This is a genomic window from Spirosoma arboris, from assembly GCF_009754945.1.
In the GTDB taxonomy this organism is placed as follows: domain Bacteria; phylum Bacteroidota; class Bacteroidia; order Cytophagales; family Spirosomataceae; genus Spirosoma; species Spirosoma arboris.
This window is the reverse complement of sequence record NZ_WPIN01000005.1, coordinates 325,632-343,733: the sequence shown is the minus strand read 5'-3', so window position 1 is coordinate 343,733 and position 18,102 is coordinate 325,632. Positions and strand designations below refer to the sequence as shown.

Sequence of the window (18,102 nt, the reverse complement as noted above, 5' to 3'; positions counted from 1 at the left end):
TTAGTAGATACAATGAAACTTTACATTAAGCTACTCATCGTGTCGGTTGTGGTACTGGCTTCGTCCTGCAAGGATACGTTCCTGGACGAAAAACCCTACTCATCCTACACCCCAATTACGCTCAACGACTCGTTGGGGTTCGAAGCCTCGCTGGTGGGCCTCTATAACCATACCAGCACTATTTTCTCCTGGTCCGATCAGCAGGGATGGCCCAGTGTTTGGCAGGTTGGTACCGACGTGGCGAATGCGACGGCTCAACAACAGGGTGTCGAGATTCCGTATTACAACTACGCGCTTTTGACGCCTACCGATAATGCGGCAGCCCGTACCTGGAACCGGAACTATATTATGGTGAATCTGACTAACGTCATCATCAATGGAGCCGAAGCGCCAACGTTGACGGCGATTAGCACAGGTGGGAAAGCAAAAATCAGTGCCGAAGCGAAGTTCTTCAGGGCGTATGCTTACAACAATCTGGCAACCTGTTTCGGTGGTGTTCCACTCTTGACGCAGGCACTAACAGGACCTAAAACCGATTTTGTGCGGGCACCGCTGGACGATGTCAATAAACAGATTGTTGACGATCTGACCTTTGCCGTTGCGAATCTGCCAGATATCGAAAGTGTTAAAACCAACACGAGCGGAGGAAAGCTCTACGGACGGGCCAACAAGTTCATGGCCATGCAATTACTTGCCGAAGTTTACCTGCGCATGGATAAGCCCGATCTGGCCGAAGCACAACTTCAGGCGATTATTAGCAGCGGTCGGTTTAAGCTCGTAAAAAGCCGTTATGGTGCTCAATCAACTGCACCGGGCGATTATTACCATGATATGTTCATCTACGGTAATCAGCGCCGGGTACAGGGCAACACCGAAGCCATCTGGGTTCTGGAACAGGAAAATCCAAGCACTGTAGTAGGGGGTATCACCGACAATCCGCAGCAACGTCGGGTATGGGGAGCTTCGTACCACAACATTTCGGGTATGGCCCTTTCCGATTCAACAGGAGGCCGGGCATTGGGCCGATTACGGCTTAGCAACTGGGTTTTGTATAGTCTGTACAAACCGGGTGATATCCGCAATTCGCAGTACAATATCCGTCGCCGGTACGTGTACAACGATGCAACAAAACCGGCTACGTATGGTAAACCCGTTCCTTACACGGGCAGCGATACGCTCTATAACATCGCTCCACACACTACTAAATGGTATCAGTTTAATCCGAACGATAGCTTCGGCTATGCAATGATCAAGGATTTTATCCTGATGCGCTTGGGCGAAACGTACTTGCTGCTGGCCGAAGCCCAATTCAAACAAGGCAAATTGGAAGCAGCTGCTACCAGCATCAACGCCTTACGTGAGCGATCGTTCGCAGGCTATCCATCAGTGGGCCAGGTAACCTCCGCCGACATGACACTGGACTTTATTCTAGACGAACGGGTTCGTGAACTCGTTGGTGAAGAAAATCGTCGAATGACGCTCATGCGCACCAAAACATTAGTGGATCGCGCTACGCGGCTTAATTCAAACAGCGCCGTTAACAAGACCGTTGGCCTGACCAGTACACACTTGCTGATGCCAATCCCCTTAACGGAAATCCAGTTGAACAAAGACGCTGTGTTGACGCAAAATCCTGGGTATTAATTCGTTTCACCTCACCCCCAGCCCCTCTCCTGTTTTTCAGGAGAGGGGGGAACACCTGCCTTTTTGAGCCCCTCCCCTTGAAATAAGGGGAGGGGGTGGGGTAAAATAATGTCGAGGCACTAACTTCACATCAATCAATGAAACTCTTTTCCGCCACCTTACTAACAATTACCCTAACGGCTTCCGCTTTCCTCTGCCAGGCCCAAACTGTACCTCTCCAAAAACAAGCCGAATTTAAACCCGGCGAACGCTGGTACGACGATAAAGGCGAACTCATCAATGCTCACGGCGGAGGCTTGCTATATGACAACAAAACGTACTACTGGTTTGGTGAGAAACGAGGACAGTCAGCTTCGGAAGGTGTTACGGTTTATTCGTCGAAAGACCTGTACAACTGGAAGAACGAAGGGTTAGCCCTGCCAAAGTCAACCGATCCGCAGAGCGAGATTGCCGTCGGTGGGCTCATCGAACGTCCCAAGGTTGTCTTTAATCCGAAGACGAAAAAGTACATCATGTGGTTTCATTTAGAACTGCCGGGTCAGGGCTATAAAGCCGCCCGCGCCGGGGTGGCCATTAGTGACAAGGTTACGGGACCGTACCGATACGTAAATAGTTTCCGGCCTAATGGGCATATGTCGCGGGACATGACGCTGTTTGTCGATGAGGATGGTTCGGCTTATCACATCTATTCCGCTCGCGAAAACTACGACTTGCGACTTGTGAAACTAAGTGATGATTATCTATCGGCGACCACGCAGGACACACTCTTGTTCAGTAATCATCGGGAAGCACCGTCCATTTTCAAGAAAGACAATTACTATTACCTCATAACGAGCGGTTGTACAGGCTGGGACCCAAATCAGGCCAGTTTGCATACCGCAACTTCACTGTTTGGTCCCTGGAAACTAGTTGGTGATCCAATGAAAGGACCTCTGGCCGACAAGACATTTGATGGGCAATCGACCTACATTCTGCCGGTACAAGGAAAAAAGGATGCATTCATTTTTATGGCCGACAAGTGGAATCCGAAAGATTTGAAAGACAGTCGTTACTTATGGTTGCCGGTGAAATTTGAGAATAATCAGCCCGTAATTGAATGGACAAATGAATGGGATTTGACGATCTGGAAACCTCAAAAAGCAAATTGATACGAATGACGAAGCACAACTATGTACTGGCGTTGCTCCTGTTGATTAGCGCAGGTGCCTGGGCTCAGCAGAAACCATCGGCACCAGACGTTCTCAAAGCGATTAAGCAGGCAAACGACTATTGGCAATCGACGAACCTGACTCACGGACGGGCTTTTTGGGATAATGCGGCTTACCATACGGGCAATATGGACGTTTATGCCCTAACTAAAAATGAAGCCTATCGTCAGTATTCAGAAGCCTGGTCGGAACACAATCTGTGGATGGGCGCTAGGTCAAACGATACGTCAAAATGGAAATATTCCTACGGCGAAACCGATGACTATGTACTGTTCGGTGATTGGCAAATCTGTTTCCAGACGTACATCGACTTGTATAATCTCCAGCCCGACAATCGGAAAATTGCCCGTGCGAAGGAAGTGATGGACTACGAGATGAGCACCTCAAATGTCGATTACTGGTGGTGGGCCGATGGACTGTACATGGTAATGCCCGTAATGACGAAGCTCTACAAGGTGACGGGCAATAAGCTCTATCTGGATAAGCTTTATGAGTACTTCATGTATGCCAACAGCATCATGTATGATGCCGATGAAAAGCTTTATTACCGCGATGCGAAGTATGTGTATCCGAAGCACAAGAGCGTCAACGGCAAAAAGGATTTCTGGGCAAGGGGCGATGGTTGGGTGTTTGCTGCTTTAGCGAAAGTATTGCAAGACCTACCGAAAAACGACCCGCACCGCAATGAATACGTAGCGAAATACAAAGGTTTAGCCGAAGCCATTCGTAAATCCCAACAGCCCGAAGGGTACTGGACCCGAAGTATACTCGATCCTGAACATGCTCCCGGTCCGGAAACCAGTGGTACGGCTTTCTTCACTTACGGCTTGTTGTGGGGAATCAATAACAGCTATCTAAACGAAAAAACGTGCTTACCAACGGCCCTGAAAGGCTGGAACTACCTATCGACAGTAGCGCTGCAACCCAACGGAAAAATTGGCTACATCCAACCCATCGGCGAAAAAGCTATTCCGGGCCAAGTCGTTGATGCCAACTCAACTACCAATTTCGGCGTCGGTGCTTTTCTGCTGGCCGGCTGCGAAATGCATCGATTTTTGACCAGGTAGAGACCCTCTGCATCCTCGGTCGTGTCCTCACAGAACGCCAGAAGTTAGCGTTTACAAAAGCATTCTATGAGGACATAGACTGAGGATACAAGATATGCGACCCCGTCGGGGTCAAATGTTTATAGTCAAGTTTGTTTCTATAAACATCTGACCCCGACGGGGTCGCACAAAATAGGTTTCGATATAACTCTGCGTGATTACATAACTCCATGTTATGATAAAGACCATCCAGGAATGAAGAATTTCAACACCCGTTTTTTTATCGCCTGCCTGCTCATCGTCATGGCATGCAGTGCTACATACGCCCAGAAAAAAACAACCACCAAATCGGCAAAAATTGCCCCGACCGTCAGCGACCGTCAGTTCTGGCTGGCTGAGATGGATAAGATGGTCAGACCAGTTATTTATAGCCTGGCTCAGGACAGCTTACGCATCGTTATGCCGAAAGTGGTCTCTAAGCGAATTGACAATAAGGAGCATCGGATTCAGGTTCAATACGTTGAAGTGTTGGGTCGTGTACTGAGTGGTATTGCGCCCTGGTTGCAGGGCGAAGGTGGAAGCGCCGAGGAAGTTGCGTTGCGAAATCAGTACCGGAAATGGGTGATCAAAGGACTATCGAACGCGTTGGATTCGACCGCTAAAGACTACATGTATTTTAACATCGGTGGTCAGCAGCTGGTCGATGCGTCGTACATCGCGTATGCATTTGTGCGAGCGCCCTGGTTGTGGGAGAATCTGAACAAAATCGACCAGCAACGACTGGTTAAAGCCTTGAAAACCACGCGTCAGTTTAAACCGGTGTTCTCCAATTGGCTGCTATTTTCGGCTATGACCGAAGCGTTCTTCTGCAAATACGGCTATGAATGGGACCCGATGCGGATTGATTACGCGCTTCAGCAACTGGAGCAGTGGTACGTTGGCGATGGCATGTATTCCGATGGAACGTCCTATGCTTACGACTATTACAACAGTTATGTGATGCATCCGTATCTGGCGGCTATCACGGAGATTGTCAGCAAGAAGACGAATGCGTATACGGGTATGATTGCCAAAATCAAGCAGCGGAACGAGCGTTATGCCATTATTCAGGAACGGTTAATCAATACTGATGGTACGTATCCAGCCACCGGTCGTTCGATTGTGTATAGGGGCGCGGTATTTCAGCACCTGGCTGATATGTCGTGGCGGAAAGCGTTGCCCGAACAATTAAAGCCCGCTCAGGTACGTTGCGCCCTGACGGCTGTGATTAAAAAAACGCTGGAAAGTCCTTCTACCTATCAGAATGGCTGGCTGACCATCGGCCTATACGGTTCGCAACCTGATCTGGCCGATTTTTATAACAACCAGGGCAGCCTGTACATTGCCACCAACATTTTCCTGCCGCTTGGTTTGCCTGATTCAGACCCGTTCTGGGCCGATGCACCGGAAAAATGGAGCGCGCAAAAAATATGGAGTGGAGAAGATTTTCCGCACGATCATAGTGTGGATTTACGATAACCGTTAGTGCCTTTTTGGGAGGATTTCATGCGACATTATTTCTTTTGGCTACTGTTTTCGACTAGCCTAACAGCTTCTGCCCAATTACTGGCACCACCTACATCCTTACGTACCGATTTGCTGCTTCATACCGATAAGGTCTGGAGCAACGGCTTTTTAACGAACCTAACGCTCGATGCCGCTGACTCATCCCGGTTTGCCGGACAACTTGCCCTCATTCGTAGTGCCCGCCCTTCGTTTAGTTGGGTGCTTCCCAATGCTGGTGTTAATAGTCGCCAGACAGCTTATCGACTGATTGTAAGCTCTTCCGGGAAAACCAGCCAAAGCAATGTGGGCGATGTATGGGACTCGGGTAAAATTGTGAACAGTCAAAGCGTAGGCATTCTGCTGCCCGCCGATCATCGACTGGAGGCTAACCGGATTTACTACTGGAAAGTGAAAGTCTGGACTAGTCAAAATGGCGAAAGTGATTTTTCGCAAGCGAAAGCGTTTCGCACGGCATCCCAACTAGCGGACTATGAAACGCCTTATTATCCTGTTGTGAAAGCTGAAGAAGCACCCGTTTCGCAGAAATCAGTGGGATCGAAACGGATGGTTTATGATTTTGGGAAGGATGCGTTTGGGCAGGTTTATCTTACCGTGAATAGCCCCGCCGAACAGGATACACTGATTTTGCACGTGGGTGAGGCCATTATGCCCGATGGCCATGTTAACCCCAAACCAATGGGTGTACTTCGGTACCGCCGAATACCGGTTCTGTTACAACACGGGACGCATCGATACGCCATTCAGTTTAAACCCGATAAGCGCAACACAGGACCGAAAGCCATTCTGATGCCGGATTATATTGGTGAGGTTTTGCCATTTCGCTACGTTGAAGTCGAATTGCCGACGGATACTATTCGTGTTGAGCAGCTTGTTCGTCAGGTTGTTACGTATCCATTCGATGAAACGGCTACGACCTTTACAAGTTCAGACACAACATTGAATCGTGTCTGGGGAATCTGTAAACACACCATCAAAGCGACCACGTTTAGTGGCTATTACGTTGATGGAGATCGTGAACGGATTCCGTACGAAGCCGACGCGCTGATTAACCAACTTTCTCATTATGCTACTGATTCGGAGTATAACATCGCCAAACGGTCGTTGAACTACCTGGTTTTTCACGCAACCTGGCCAACAGAATGGTCGTTGCAAAACGTGTTGATTGCCTGGTATGATTACCTGAATTCCGGCGATTCACGCACGATAGAAGCGCTTTATCCTGAACTGAAAGCTAAACTCCTGCTCCCGCTGGCCCGCCCGGATGGGCTGATCAGTACCCGAACGGGGCTTCAAACGGCTGAGTTTAAAAAGTCGATTCACTACGATACGTTTGATGGTCGACCGACGATTCAGGACATCGTCGATTGGCCGCAGCAGGGCGTTCTGGGATTGGGTAAAAAAGAAGTTGGTGAAACGGACGGCTTTGTTTTTCGGAATTACAACGCTGTCGTCAATGCCTTTCACTATCAGGGACTGGTTTTTATGGCGCAGGTCGCGAATCGTCTGGGTAAATCTGACGATGCTATTTTTTATGCCGACCGCTCAAATCAGGTTAAGAAAGCGTTTCAGGCCACATTTATTAATTCTAAAACTGGTTTGGTTCGGGATGGCGATAGCACCGATCACGCGTCGCTTCATGCTAACATGATGGCGCTGGCTTTTGGACTGGTTCCCGAAAAATATCACTCAAGCGTGCTGGCTCATATTCGGTCGAGGGGTATGGCGTGTAGTGTGTATGGGTCACAGTTTTTGCTGGATGCGCTCTACAATGCCAATGAAAGTGCCTATGCATTGTCCTTGCTAACCTCGACTGACGAACGCAGTTGGTACAATATGATCCGTACCGGCTCAACCATGACAACCGAGGCCTGGGATACTAAGTATAAACCCAATCAGGATTGGAATCATGCCTGGGGAGCGGCCCCGGCCAACATCATCGTGCGAAAATTAATGGGTGTCGAAGCCTTGAATCCCGCTTTTGAAACGGTTCGGATCAAGCCTCAACCCGATACGTTACGACAGGCATCGCTACAGCTGGCCACCTTACGAGGCCCAATCTCTGTCGCCTTTGACAACTCCCCCGACCGGTTTCAGTTGCGTGTTACCTTGCCTGCCAATACCAGCGGAGTCGTTTATTTGCCTCGCAGAAAGGCGAAAAGCCAGGTATGGGAAAATGGGAACGTAGTAAAGACCACCGCTGAAGGTAATTTCTGGAAGATCATGGGTGTTGGCTCAGGTACGCACGAATGGGAAGTGCGTTGAATTATAAAACTATCAAGACATAATTGCGTTCTATTGAGTTATTCTGAGAGTAATTCAATAGAACGCAACTATGAAAACAATCCAATTCTTCGTCAGCTCCTGCATTATTGGGCTATTTCTAAACAGCTGTCAATCGAAAAACGAGCCTCTGCAAACAAACTGCCAGCCGCCAGCTACCCTTATTGCCAAAGCGCCCTGCGAAAGTGGTTATCAGGGTGTTCAACTAGTAGCCTCGAATTATGTGGGGAGTACAGAAATGCAGTTCGTTTATAACATCTTCGTTCAGAAAGACACCCTCTCTGGTGACCTGACCAAAAGCTCTTATGCCAATGCGTCAAATCAGCAAATCATAATTTCCGAAACCATTCTAAAAGATGCTCCCAAGTTTGTCGCACAGGTAACGATCAACTGTAATGGGAAGGAACTGGCATCCAGATATTTTGCCTTTGTTAAACGACCTGCCACCAATACAGGATGTTATGTTTGGGCGTTGCAAAATCAATAAACGTATTACAACTACTGACCGATTTGTGGGCCGTAGACAATGTACCGCTGTGATTGAATGGCTGGCATGTCGACTACTTCCACTTTGCGAACAATGGTCTGCCGTCCATCGCTGATTTCAAACTGATATTGCCCGGTTTCCGACTCGTTGAATTTGAATTTCAGGTGGTGGCTTTTGGACGCTTTTTTCAGATAATCCCGATACAGAATGGCGTTGTTAGCATCCCTCAACGTAACTACAACTTGTTTCGGCTGGTAAATTGCCAGCATGATATTCACCGTCCAGTCGTTGCCCATGTAGAGGCCTACCTCAAATGAATTTGGTTTCGTTGTCGAATCGCTAGGGGCGGTGCCCGTAGCTTGTGCATTGATTATTGGGGCTGTCATGAGGATACTCAGGAGCAGTACGTTCATAAATTGTCGTGTTGTTTTCATTTTTTTAGTACGGTTTTACCGGCGTTAAATTGATGGCTCAAAGGTGGCGGGTTTTGATATATTAGTAAAGCGAATTATTTTTGTTGAAACCATGAATGAAATTCATCAATGGAAATTCGACATCTTCAGATGGTGAAAGAAGTGGCACTCTGTGGCAATTTGACGAAAGCCGCTGATCGCCTATTTCTGACCCAATCGGCTCTGAGTCATCAGTTGAAGGAATTGGAAAGCTACTTCGACACCCAACTGTTCATCCGGGAAAAAAAGCAGATGTTGCTGACTCCAGCGGGCGAAGTCGTCGTACAGGCAGCCGAGAAGATCCTGCGGGAAGTTGCCGAAACACGGGCTACAGTTCGATGCCTGACCGACAAGGAAGCGGGCGAGGTCCGGCTTTGTACGCAATGTTATACATCGTACCACTGGTTAGCTGGTTTTCTGAGGGAATTTCAGACGCTTTACCCAAAAGTGGACATCAAGGTTGAATTGGAGGCTGCTTCGCAGGATGCTGACCACCATTTGCTAGCCAATAAGATTGATGTGGCCATTACGGAAGGCGACGAAAATCCGAAGTTTGCGTATACGCCACTTTTTCAGGATGAGTTTGTAGCTATTGTCGCCCCCGATCATTCCTGGGCTGGCCGTCCCTGGGTTGAAATCGATGAGTTTGTCGATCAGAACTACATCATGTACAACATTCCGGATCAGGAAAGCTCGAATTTTATGATGCTTTTCAAGAATCGTCGCCCGGCCAAGGTGTACAAGATCACACTCACCGAAGCCATTCTGGAGATGGTGAAGGCCGGGCTGGGTGTGGCGGTACTGCCTAATTGGGTGGTTAAACCGTATTTGCAATCGGGCCAACTGGCAGCTGTCCAAATTACCGGAAAACGAGTGCTGCGAACATGGTATGCAGCTACGCTAAAGAGCAAACAACTGCCGCCCTATACAACGGCGTTCATTGAGCAATTGGCCTGCTACATGAAAGAATTAGATGGCTACGCCTGTCCTGCATGAAGAAGACTGCTTCTGAGCCTATTACCAAAATCTTTTCAAAAATCCCGGCCTGCCGTTACCTGTTCCCGACTGCTTTAGTTTAAATTTACAGACGGACAAAATCCTGTAAATCCTAAAATCAGGTCAATCCCGGTTCAGACAATGCAATTCTCACACCTCCACTGCCACACGCAATACTCGCTGCTCGACGGTCAGGCTGATATTAAGAAGCTGATTAAGAAGGCCAAAGCCGACAACATGCCTGCCGTCGCCATTACTGACCATGGTAATATGTTCGGGGTATTTGAGTTTGTGGCCGAAGCAAGCAAACAAGGAATCAAACCCATTGTTGGCTGCGAGTTCTATGTTGTGGAGGATCACCATAAAAAGCAGTTTACCAAAGAGCAAAAGGACGTTCGTTACCACCAGCTCTTGTTGGCAAAGAATGCACAGGGTTATAAAAACCTGGCGAAACTCTGTTCGCTGGGATACATGGAGGGACTTTATGGTAAATACCCTCGTGTTACAAAAGCCCTTATTGATCAGTACAAAGAGGGTTTGATTGCGTCCACTTGTTGCATCGGCGCATCGGTTCCGAAAACGATTCTGAAAAAAGGGGAAGAAGCTGGGGAAATTGAATTCAAGTGGTGGCTCGACCGCTTTGGCGAAGACTACTACGTTGAACTCCAACGCCACGAAATTCCTGATCAGATAAAGGCTAATGAAATACTGATCAAGTTCGCCCGGAAGTATAACGTTAAGATTATTGCGTCCAACGATTCGCACTATGTCGATCAGGACGACTGGGTAGCACACGATATCTTGCTGTGTGTCAACACCAACGAAAAGCAAAGCACACCGTCGATGAAGGATTTCAGCGATGATGATGTGATGCCTAAAAATACGCGCTTTGCCTTCTTCAGCGATCAGTTCTATTTCAAGAACACGCAGGAGATGACGACGCTTTTCCATGACCTGCCCGAAGCCATCGACAATACCAATGAGATTGTTGGCAAGGTAGACACGCTGAAGCTCAAACGGGACATCATGTTGCCCAACTTCCCGATTCCAAAGGAGTTTCAGCAACACACCGATGATGTCCTGAATCAGTGGGAATACCTGCGTCACCTTACCTACGAAGGCGCCAAACAGCGCTACGTCGATATTCTGCCGCACATTCAGGAACGTCTTGACTTCGAGTTGTTTACCATCAGAACGATGGGGTTCGCAGGTTACTTTTTGATCGTGTCTGACTTCATCAAAGCCGGGCGTGATCTGGGCGTTATGATTGGCCCCGGACGTGGGTCGGCGGCTGGTAGCGCGGTAGCCTACTGTACGGGAATCACCAATATCGATCCCATTAAATACGACTTACTCTTCGAGCGGTTCCTGAATCCCGACCGGAAGTCGATGCCCGATATTGATACGGACTTCGATGATGAAGGCCGGCAGAAGGTCATTGATTACGTGGTGCAGAAATACGGTAAATCGCAGGTGGCGCAGATTGTGACCTATGGTACCATGGCCTCAAAATCGTCGATCAAAGACGTAGCGCGGGTTATGGATTTGCCTTTGCAGGATGCCAACGCTGTGGTGAAGCTTGTGCCGGACAAGCCGACCTACAACATGACGCTCAAGCGTATCTTCGAAGATCCGATTGACGGGCCGGGTGGTTTAGCCAACGTTATTCAACCCGAAGAGGTTGATAATGTGAAACGGATGCGCGCCCTCGAAGCCGGCGACAAGAGTGCGGCTTTGGCCATGCGCATCGTGGATTACGAAAAGGTCTCGGCAGTACTCAAACAAGCCCGCAAACTCGAAGGTACTGTTCGCAATACCGGCTTGCATGCAGCAGGAATTATCATTGCCCCCAGCGATTTGTCGGATATTGTTCCGGTATCGACTTCGAAAGATACGAACCTGATTATCACGCAGTATGAGGGTAAAGTTATTGAGGATGCGGGTGTAATCAAGATGGACTTTTTGGGTCTGCGCAACTTGACGATCATCAAGGAATGTCTGCGACTCATTCGACAAAATCACGGTGGATTTTACGTCAATGGCGTCGAAACCGACATTGACGATATTCCGCTAGACGACGACGAAACCTACAAGCTCTTCCAGCGTGGCGAAACCAACGCCGTCTTCCAGTTTGAATCCGACGGCATGAAAAAGCACATGAAAGATCTGAAGCCTGACCGCTTTGGTGATCTCATTGCGATGAATGCGCTATACCGTCCGGGCCCGATTGCCTACATTCCGAACTACATTAACCGGAAACACGGTCGCGAAGAAGTCAAATATGATATGCCAGAAATGGAGGAGTATTTGGCTGATACATATGGTATTACCGTTTATCAGGAGCAGCTGATGCTGCTCTCGCAAAAGCTGGGCAACTTCACCAAAGGTGACGCCGACATACTGCGGAAGGCGATGGGGAAGAAGGATAAAGCCACGCTGGATAAAATGAAAGGCAAGTTTATGGATGGCTGTGCTGCCAATAACTTGCCTCTGAAAGTCTGCGAAAAAGTCTGGACCGACTGGGAGGCCTTTGCTTCGTACGCTTTCAATAAATCGCACTCAACCTGCTATGCCTTCGTCGCTTACCAAACCGCCTACCTCAAAGCGCATTACCGCTCGGAGTACATGGCAGCCGTTTTAACGAGCTGTCTTGGTACGATTGACAAGATTACGTTCTTCATGGAAGAATGTAAGAATATAAATATTCCAGTATTGGGGCCCGACGTAAACGAATCCGAACGATTCTTTGGCGTTAACCAAAAAGGTGAAATTCGCTTTGGTCTTGGTGGTATCAAAGGAGCGGGCGACGCTGCCGTAGAAGCCATTATTGAGGAACGCAAAGCTGGCGGCCCGTTCAAGGATATTTTCGACTTCGCCATTCGGGTCAACCTCCGGACGGTGAATAAGAAAACGTGGGAATCACTGGCCTACGCTGGTGCGTTCGACAATCTGGACGAGTATCATCGGGCGCAATATTTCAACATGGCAGAGGGTGATACGTCGCCCTTCCTGGATAAAATTATCCGATACGCCAACAACTACCACGCGGAAAAGGCGGCAGCTCAACAGTCGTTGTTTGGGGCCATGATGAATGGAGAGCCCATGCTTGCCCGTCCCAAAGCGCCTACTGTAGAGGAGTGGAACCAGATCGAGAAGCTCAAATTTGAAAAAGACGTTGTTGGGTTTTACATCACCGGCCACCCACTCGATGAGTTCAAACTCGAAATGGACGGATTCTGCAATTGCACACTGGCCAATATTTTTGAGACTAAGCAGCCTGAAATTAAAGTCGGAGGTATTGTGTCAGCGGTACAAATGCGGGTAACTAAAAGTGGAAATCCGTTCTGTATCTTCAAAATTGAGGACTATAATTCATCGCTCGAAATGGCACTTTTCGGAGATGACTACGTTCGGTTAGTGCAGTATATTGAGGTAGGGCGATTCCTTCACATTACGGGCAAGACTCAAAATAAATGGGGTTCTGAGCAATTGGAATTCAAGCCCGTGAGTATCCGGCTCCTGAACGATATGCGTGAAAAATTCTGCAAAGAATTACGCGTATCCTTAACGCTTGATGCCTTGAACGCCCAGGTCATTGCTAAACTTAATGAGTTGGCGAATGCACATCCCGGCACCTGTACACTTTCGTTTAACGTTGTCGATCCAATCGAACGTATTGAAATAAGTTTGCAGGCACGAACGCTAAAGGTTTCCCCAGCAAACTCGTTCCTAAAGGCATTAGAAGCTATTGATGGTGTGACGTGTAAGGTGGCGTAAAAGAATCGCAGCTACGATTCTTAGCCTTTCCGCCAGGCTTTATAAGCGCCAGGTAAACAGACTGCACAAGGTCGAAAACCTTGTGCAATAGCTTCGGTTTCATTCCGGAAGAACACCCGATTTTCTGGCTTCATTCGTTTACCCGTCCGGCAGGTAAGCGTGCCATAAATCTTTCCGGGCCGGTGACCACCTAGCGTAACCGCTTCACTTGTTACCAACTTTACCAAGACTCGAAGTTGGGCGAAACGGGTTGGCCCAAGAGCCGTTTGCCGGATCATGCTGCGTCGTGAAAAATGAGGCCTACGGTCATCCTCCGGCCTGTTTTTACTTCACTGACGCCATGTCGAAGGCCAATTCGATGATAGCCTCGTGTCCCTTTTTGAGGCCGAAATTTCGTGGTGAATATTAAGATCTGCCCTTGCTCAGGTTGCAGCACAATTGCTTTAGACTGCATCCGTGGACGTTGTTCCATCAAGACAAACTCGCCCCCGGAAAAATCCTGACCGGGTTGATTTAGAAACAGAACGGCCTGAAATGGAAAATACAATTCACCATAAATATCCTGATGCAACGCGTTCCAATCACCCGATCCGTACTTCAAAATCAAGGCGGTTGGACGTTTCTGGCCAGCTTGGTGACAACTAGCTAACCACTCGTCCAGGTCGGTTGGGTAACGTTGGGCGAGGCCGAGTTTCTCGTTCCAGTCGTTGGTCACTGGAGCTATCTGTGTGAATAGTTCATGCCGAAGCGTGTCGATAATGGGTGGTAGTGGATAGTTGAAGTATTTGTACTCGCCACTACCATAACCATGTTTTTGCATCACAATCGTTTTGCGATACAAGTCTGGTTTATCAAACAAATTGGCCAACTCGTGGCATTCATCAGCCGATAGGGCAGGAGGAAGCAAGACAAACCCTGATTCAGAAAGGAGCTGTTGGTGAGATGGCCAGTTAAGAATTTTGTGAGTCATTGGTATAAGTCTTGTGTCCACAGAGATACAGAGGGCACAAAGAATGTTTGCCTACAAAGCTTTGTGCCCTCTGTATCTCTGTGGTTAGTGAAATTTATCCATCAACGCGCGCAGCTTCCCAGCCAAGCATGGCTTGCTTGCGTTCAACTCCCCAACGATAGCCACCGAAGAGACCAGTTTTCTTAATGACCCGATGACAGGGAATTAAATAGCCAATTGGGTTACTGCCAATGGCTGTTCCAACTGCCCGCGAGGCCGTGGGCTGTCCAATGGCTTCGGCAATTTGATCGTAGCTGGCCAATCTCCCTTCAGGAATTTTGAGCAGCGCTTCCCATACTTTTAGCTGAAAAGCCGATCCTCGTAGTAAAACCGGCAGCGGATGGCTCATTGTTGCATTGGCGGTTGTCGGGAAAATCTGGTTGACTAGCTCATGGAGGGCTTCAGCATCCTGACGAAGAGTAACTTCGGGCCAGGCGTTGGCTAGAATCGATTCTGGCTCGTCGCCATCATTCAGAAAATGAAGAAGCGCAATTTTTCCATTAATCTCTCCCAACACATACTTCCCAAACGGACTATCGAACACGCCATACGCAAGTACCAACCCCGAACCCGCCTGCTTAAACTGTCCTGGTGTAACCCCTTCGATTGTTACGAATAGATCGTGTAACCGACCCGTTCCCGAAAGTCCGGCTTCATGCGCGGCATCACTCAGTGGGGCGCCCTTGCGAAGTTGATTTTTGGCGTGTTCGAGGGTTAAGTACTGGCTGAATTTCTTCGGACTTACGCCCGCCCACTCGGTGAAGAGCCGTTGGAAGTGAAACTCACTCAGGTTGGCTTTTTCGGCGAGTTCGCTTAAAGAAGGCTGCTCCCGGAAATTAGCGGTAAGGTGTTCGATAGCGCGGGCAATTTGCTGATAGGTGTAGGTGCTTGCAGTTGTCATATAGCATTGTTGTTTGACCTATACAAATGTCGGCATAACCCAGTTGGAGAGAAACCCGATTCTTGCGGAGATTTTTGACCGTTGAACAGCCCATATCCGCAATTGCTCACATTGGTTTATGCTTTGCAAAAACTATTAGGTAAGTTAGACTAGTAATTTAACCAACTGATAATAAAAGCTATGCCTGTCAACGCGAAACATTTAGCCACATTTATTCTTGGTGCAGCTGCTGGGGTGGCTCTCCATAAATATGCCCAGACAGAGGATGGTCAGAAGATGGTGTCTGACCTGAAAGAAAAAGGGATGCAACTTAAAACAGAGGCCGAAGGCGCTATTGATAATGCCCCTGAGTATTTCGAAAAATTGAAAACTCAGCTCGCCGAAATGCTGAAAACGAATTTCCCGGATGCTGAAGCGGCTATTCACGATGTACTGGGTAAGAAGCCTGATGCACCAGATCCGGCTGCTCAAGGGTAAGTATATCTATAAGAAAACCCTCTGAATATTGTAGCTAATACTACAATATTCAGAGGGTTTTGGATTTCATAAGCACTCCTGCAATTGGAATGACTCATGATTTTTATTGAAAACCTAATCGATTGATTAGATCGTAGCGGGTTCCATAGCGGCTACCAGCTTTTGTTCCAATACACCTTTAGATGTAGCGCCAATTACTTTATCGACCAGTTGGCCATTTTTGAATACCATCAGCGTAGGGATGCTGCGGATACCAAATTTAGCGGGTGTTTGTGAGTTTTGGTCAACATCCATTTTAGCGATAACGGCTTTGCCTTCATATTCGCCGGCAAGTTGCTCAACGATTGGGCCGACCATACGACAGGGGCCACACCATTCTGCCCAGAAATCGACTAAAACAGGTTTGTCAGAATTTATAAGTTCGCTGAAATTAGCGTCGGTTGCTTCTACGGCATTCGATCCTGCTGCCATGATTGAAATGAGTTTATTAAGTTGAACTTGTTTCATGGACATAAACCGTTTTCATACCGATTAGTTCCGAATTCTGCCAGACCTTAGCTGTGTGCTTTATTTTTCGATCAGCACATTTGTTTGTGCATTCGATTCGAATGTATTGGCGGTCATGACATCGGTATTGACGGATGAACCATAGCTGACAAACAGACCATAACCACCGCTGCCGCTGATGCGTGTATTTTTGATGGCCATTTTTGCACCAGTTCCATAAATAGCGACGTTGGTCTTTTTAGCTGATACAATTACTGAACTACCAGCATTACTGATGTCAGCATTGTCGAGGATATTCTGTGCGCTGGCCGAATAACAGATAATGCCTTTCCAGAAAGCGGCCGTACGCTCGGCTCCGGTAATCGTAATTTTATTCGTAGCTGTTCCTCTCGCGCTGAGATAACCATCCGTATTAATTCGAATCACAGCATCACGAGCCATTTCGAGCGTAACTCCTGGATTTAACCACCAGCCTGTAGTTACAGTCAATTCTCCATTGATGCGATAAGGGGTTTTATCTGTAAACGGAGTCCACTCTACTTCACTGGTACCCTTAATCGTAGAGCCCATAACCTCCACGACATTGCGTCCGTTTCCACCTGTAAAAACAGAGGCCACATCTAATACAGGTACATTGTCGGCGCTAAGCATCATGCCTGATTCGGTGTTGTTTGAAAACGTATTCTGCGCAAACTCACGAATAATGCCGCCATCCTGCACATATAAACCGTAGCCGCTGTTTTCGGCAAATAAGCTGTTTTTAATGGCAATCTGGGCTTTCGTTCCGGCAATATACATACCCGCTTTTATCGTAGAATAGAGCGTACGACTACCAGCATGCAGCACTTCCACGTACTCAAATACGTTGGCGTTGCTGCCGGAATAAAGCGTTAGACCAGCCCAAAATCCTTTCGTTTTTTCAACACCTATGAAGCGAATCTTGCGATTTGCTTCGCCTTTAGCGATGATCAGACCACCGTTGTCATTGATGTTCATTCGCGTATCCCGTTCAAAGGCAATCACTACGCCCGGATTGATCGTTAGCTCGGCCTGAATATCAACGGCTTTCGTTACAATATAGTCGGGCAGATCTGGGTTGATGATCCGGTCGGTCAGAACAGTTTTGACCGTTATACTTTGACTGATGGTGACAGGCTGCGCTGCTGAAACGACTATAACCACATTATCGGTACTCTTGCCATTTTCATTGGAAATAGTCAATTGCAGCTCATACTCGCCTACTTCATCGGGCGTAAACGTTGGTTTGGCAGTTGTAGTACCAGTTAGCGTTACCGTACTTTTGGCTGGTTTGCGAACAATAGTCCATTGCATTGTAAAAGGTTTGCCCTTGCTATCCTGCGAGGACCCACCATCCAGCGAAACAACCTGACCAACCTGCACCTGTTGATCAGTTCCAGCATTGGCTGTTAATGTTCCCGCCGGATTTACATCGGTTTCTTTTTTGCAACCCGTTAGGAGCAGAGCTAGTAGAACAAAGAATAGAAAGAGTCCCTTTCTCAGGATATGGATTTGTTCAATGTGCGGGTTCGGATACGATAATGTGATAGCTTTCATATAAAAAGAGGAAGTCCGTTGTAGCGGAATGTTTTGGTTTAACAGTCCAAAAGTAGGAGTCGTCTTTACCGGGCCCCGGTACAAATCTCTTGAAACGGAAAAAGCCCTGGGTGAACTGTCACAGGGTCACAACCAATTGATTGGCGCTGTAGCTGGTCTGGCAGTTATAGCGACATT

Annotated in this window: 15 protein-coding genes; 9 read left to right on the top strand and 6 right to left on the bottom strand. The window is 48.0% G+C overall.

Annotation, left to right across the window (positions count from 1 at the left end):
• The first annotated feature begins 12 nt into the window (after positions 1-12).
• The 6 genes from GO755_RS15500 to GO755_RS15475 all read left to right on the top strand — a co-directional run bounded on the left by GO755_RS15500 (position 13) and on the right by GO755_RS15475 (position 8,231).
• Positions 13-1,644 (top strand): RagB/SusD family nutrient uptake outer membrane protein, encoded by a 1,632-nt coding sequence (locus tag GO755_RS15500; protein WP_157586089.1) that lies wholly within the window; start codon positions 13-15, stop codon positions 1,642-1,644.
• A gap of 137 nt (positions 1,645-1,781) precedes the next feature.
• Positions 1,782-2,792, top strand: coding sequence for a glycoside hydrolase family 43 protein (locus tag GO755_RS15495; RefSeq protein WP_157586088.1), 1,011 nt, complete (start codon positions 1,782-1,784; stop codon positions 2,790-2,792).
• 5 nt (positions 2,793-2,797) lie between these two features.
• Positions 2,798-3,919 (top strand): glycoside hydrolase family 88/105 protein, encoded by a 1,122-nt coding sequence (locus tag GO755_RS15490; protein ID WP_157586087.1) that lies wholly within the window; start codon positions 2,798-2,800, stop codon positions 3,917-3,919.
• 234 nt (positions 3,920-4,153) lie between these two features.
• Positions 4,154-5,416, top strand: a complete 1,263-nt coding sequence (locus GO755_RS15485) for a DUF2264 domain-containing protein (RefSeq protein ID WP_227686965.1) — start codon at positions 4,154-4,156, stop codon at positions 5,414-5,416.
• 27 nt (positions 5,417-5,443) lie between these two features.
• Positions 5,444-7,726, top strand: coding sequence for a family 78 glycoside hydrolase catalytic domain (locus GO755_RS15480; RefSeq protein WP_157586086.1), 2,283 nt, complete (start codon positions 5,444-5,446; stop codon positions 7,724-7,726).
• Between the two features lie 70 nt (positions 7,727-7,796).
• Positions 7,797-8,231 (top strand): hypothetical protein, encoded by a 435-nt coding sequence (locus tag GO755_RS15475; RefSeq protein ID WP_157586085.1) that lies wholly within the window; start codon positions 7,797-7,799, stop codon positions 8,229-8,231.
• Between the two features lie 11 nt (positions 8,232-8,242).
• Here the strand turns inward: GO755_RS15475 and GO755_RS15470 are convergent, their stop codons facing one another.
• A complete protein-coding gene (locus tag GO755_RS15470) occupies positions 8,243-8,665 on the bottom strand; it encodes a hypothetical protein (RefSeq protein ID WP_157586084.1) in 423 nt (140 codons plus the stop codon).
• Positions 8,666-8,773: 108 nt separating this feature from the next.
• Here GO755_RS15470 and GO755_RS15465 point away from each other — a divergent pair, with 108 nt between their 5' ends.
• Positions 8,774-9,679: a LysR family transcriptional regulator gene (locus GO755_RS15465; protein ID WP_157586083.1), complete on the top strand. Its 906-nt coding sequence runs from the start codon at positions 8,774-8,776 to the stop codon at positions 9,677-9,679.
• 141 nt (positions 9,680-9,820) lie between these two features.
• The gene (gene dnaE / locus GO755_RS15460; RefSeq protein ID WP_157586082.1) at positions 9,821-13,456 is read left to right on the top strand and encodes a DNA polymerase III subunit alpha; all 3,636 of its coding nucleotides are present in this window, start codon (positions 9,821-9,823) and stop codon (positions 13,454-13,456) included.
• Between the two features lie 20 nt (positions 13,457-13,476).
• On the opposite strand, the gene GO755_RS15455 is transcribed toward dnaE, so the two are convergent.
• The 3 genes from GO755_RS15455 to GO755_RS15445 form a co-directional block, all read right to left on the bottom strand.
• Positions 13,477-13,734 (bottom strand): Ada metal-binding domain-containing protein, encoded by a 258-nt coding sequence (locus tag GO755_RS15455; RefSeq protein ID WP_157586081.1) that lies wholly within the window; start codon positions 13,732-13,734, stop codon positions 13,477-13,479.
• On the bottom strand, positions 13,731-14,426 hold the full coding sequence (locus tag GO755_RS15450; RefSeq protein ID WP_157586080.1) for a 2OG-Fe(II) oxygenase: 696 nt from the start codon (positions 14,424-14,426) through the stop codon (positions 13,731-13,733). The genes GO755_RS15455 and GO755_RS15450 overlap by 4 nt, the downstream gene beginning before the upstream one ends.
• Positions 14,427-14,520: 94 nt before the next feature.
• Positions 14,521-15,366, bottom strand: coding sequence for a bifunctional transcriptional activator/DNA repair enzyme AdaA (locus GO755_RS15445; RefSeq protein ID WP_157586079.1), 846 nt, complete (start codon positions 15,364-15,366; stop codon positions 14,521-14,523).
• A 180-nt stretch (positions 15,367-15,546) separates the two neighbouring features.
• Here GO755_RS15445 and GO755_RS15440 point away from each other — a divergent pair, with 180 nt between their 5' ends.
• Positions 15,547-15,843: a YtxH domain-containing protein gene (locus tag GO755_RS15440; protein WP_157586078.1), complete on the top strand. Its 297-nt coding sequence runs from the start codon at positions 15,547-15,549 to the stop codon at positions 15,841-15,843.
• A 126-nt stretch (positions 15,844-15,969) separates the two neighbouring features.
• Here the strand turns inward: GO755_RS15440 and trxA are convergent, their stop codons facing one another.
• Positions 15,970-16,314, bottom strand: a complete 345-nt coding sequence (gene trxA / locus GO755_RS15435) for a thioredoxin (RefSeq protein WP_157586374.1) — start codon at positions 16,312-16,314, stop codon at positions 15,970-15,972.
• Positions 16,315-16,410: 96 nt separating this feature from the next.
• Entirely contained in the window at positions 16,411-17,925 is a 1,515-nt protein-coding gene (locus GO755_RS15430; protein ID WP_157586077.1) for a PKD domain-containing protein, read from the bottom strand.
• Positions 17,926-18,102 lie beyond the last annotated feature (177 nt).

Excerpts from the sequence above, each read along its gene's own strand:
- GO755_RS15500 (WP_157586089.1), top strand. The coding sequence starts at position 13 with ATGAAACTTTACATTAAGCTACTCATCGTGTCGGTTGTGGTACTGGCT.
- GO755_RS15495 (WP_157586088.1), top strand. The coding sequence starts at position 1,782 with ATGAAACTCTTTTCCGCCACCTTACTAACAATTACCCTAACGGCTTCC.
- GO755_RS15490 (WP_157586087.1), top strand. The coding sequence starts at position 2,798 with ATGACGAAGCACAACTATGTACTGGCGTTGCTCCTGTTGATTAGCGCA.
- GO755_RS15485 (WP_227686965.1), top strand. The coding sequence starts at position 4,154 with ATGAAGAATTTCAACACCCGTTTTTTTATCGCCTGCCTGCTCATCGTC.
- GO755_RS15480 (WP_157586086.1), top strand. The coding sequence starts at position 5,444 with ATGCGACATTATTTCTTTTGGCTACTGTTTTCGACTAGCCTAACAGCT.
- GO755_RS15475 (WP_157586085.1), top strand. The coding sequence starts at position 7,797 with ATGAAAACAATCCAATTCTTCGTCAGCTCCTGCATTATTGGGCTATTT.
- GO755_RS15470 (WP_157586084.1), bottom strand. The coding sequence starts at position 8,665 with ATGAAAACAACACGACAATTTATGAACGTACTGCTCCTGAGTATCCTC.
- GO755_RS15465 (WP_157586083.1), top strand. The coding sequence starts at position 8,774 with ATGGAAATTCGACATCTTCAGATGGTGAAAGAAGTGGCACTCTGTGGC.
- dnaE (WP_157586082.1), top strand. The coding sequence starts at position 9,821 with ATGCAATTCTCACACCTCCACTGCCACACGCAATACTCGCTGCTCGAC.
- GO755_RS15455 (WP_157586081.1), bottom strand. The coding sequence starts at position 13,734 with ATGATCCGGCAAACGGCTCTTGGGCCAACCCGTTTCGCCCAACTTCGA.
- GO755_RS15450 (WP_157586080.1), bottom strand. The coding sequence starts at position 14,426 with ATGACTCACAAAATTCTTAACTGGCCATCTCACCAACAGCTCCTTTCT.
- GO755_RS15445 (WP_157586079.1), bottom strand. The coding sequence starts at position 15,366 with ATGACAACTGCAAGCACCTACACCTATCAGCAAATTGCCCGCGCTATC.
- GO755_RS15440 (WP_157586078.1), top strand. The coding sequence starts at position 15,547 with ATGCCTGTCAACGCGAAACATTTAGCCACATTTATTCTTGGTGCAGCT.
- trxA (WP_157586374.1), bottom strand. The coding sequence starts at position 16,314 with ATGGCAGCAGGATCGAATGCCGTAGAAGCAACCGACGCTAATTTCAGC.
- GO755_RS15430 (WP_157586077.1), bottom strand. The coding sequence starts at position 17,925 with ATGAAAGCTATCACATTATCGTATCCGAACCCGCACATTGAACAAATC.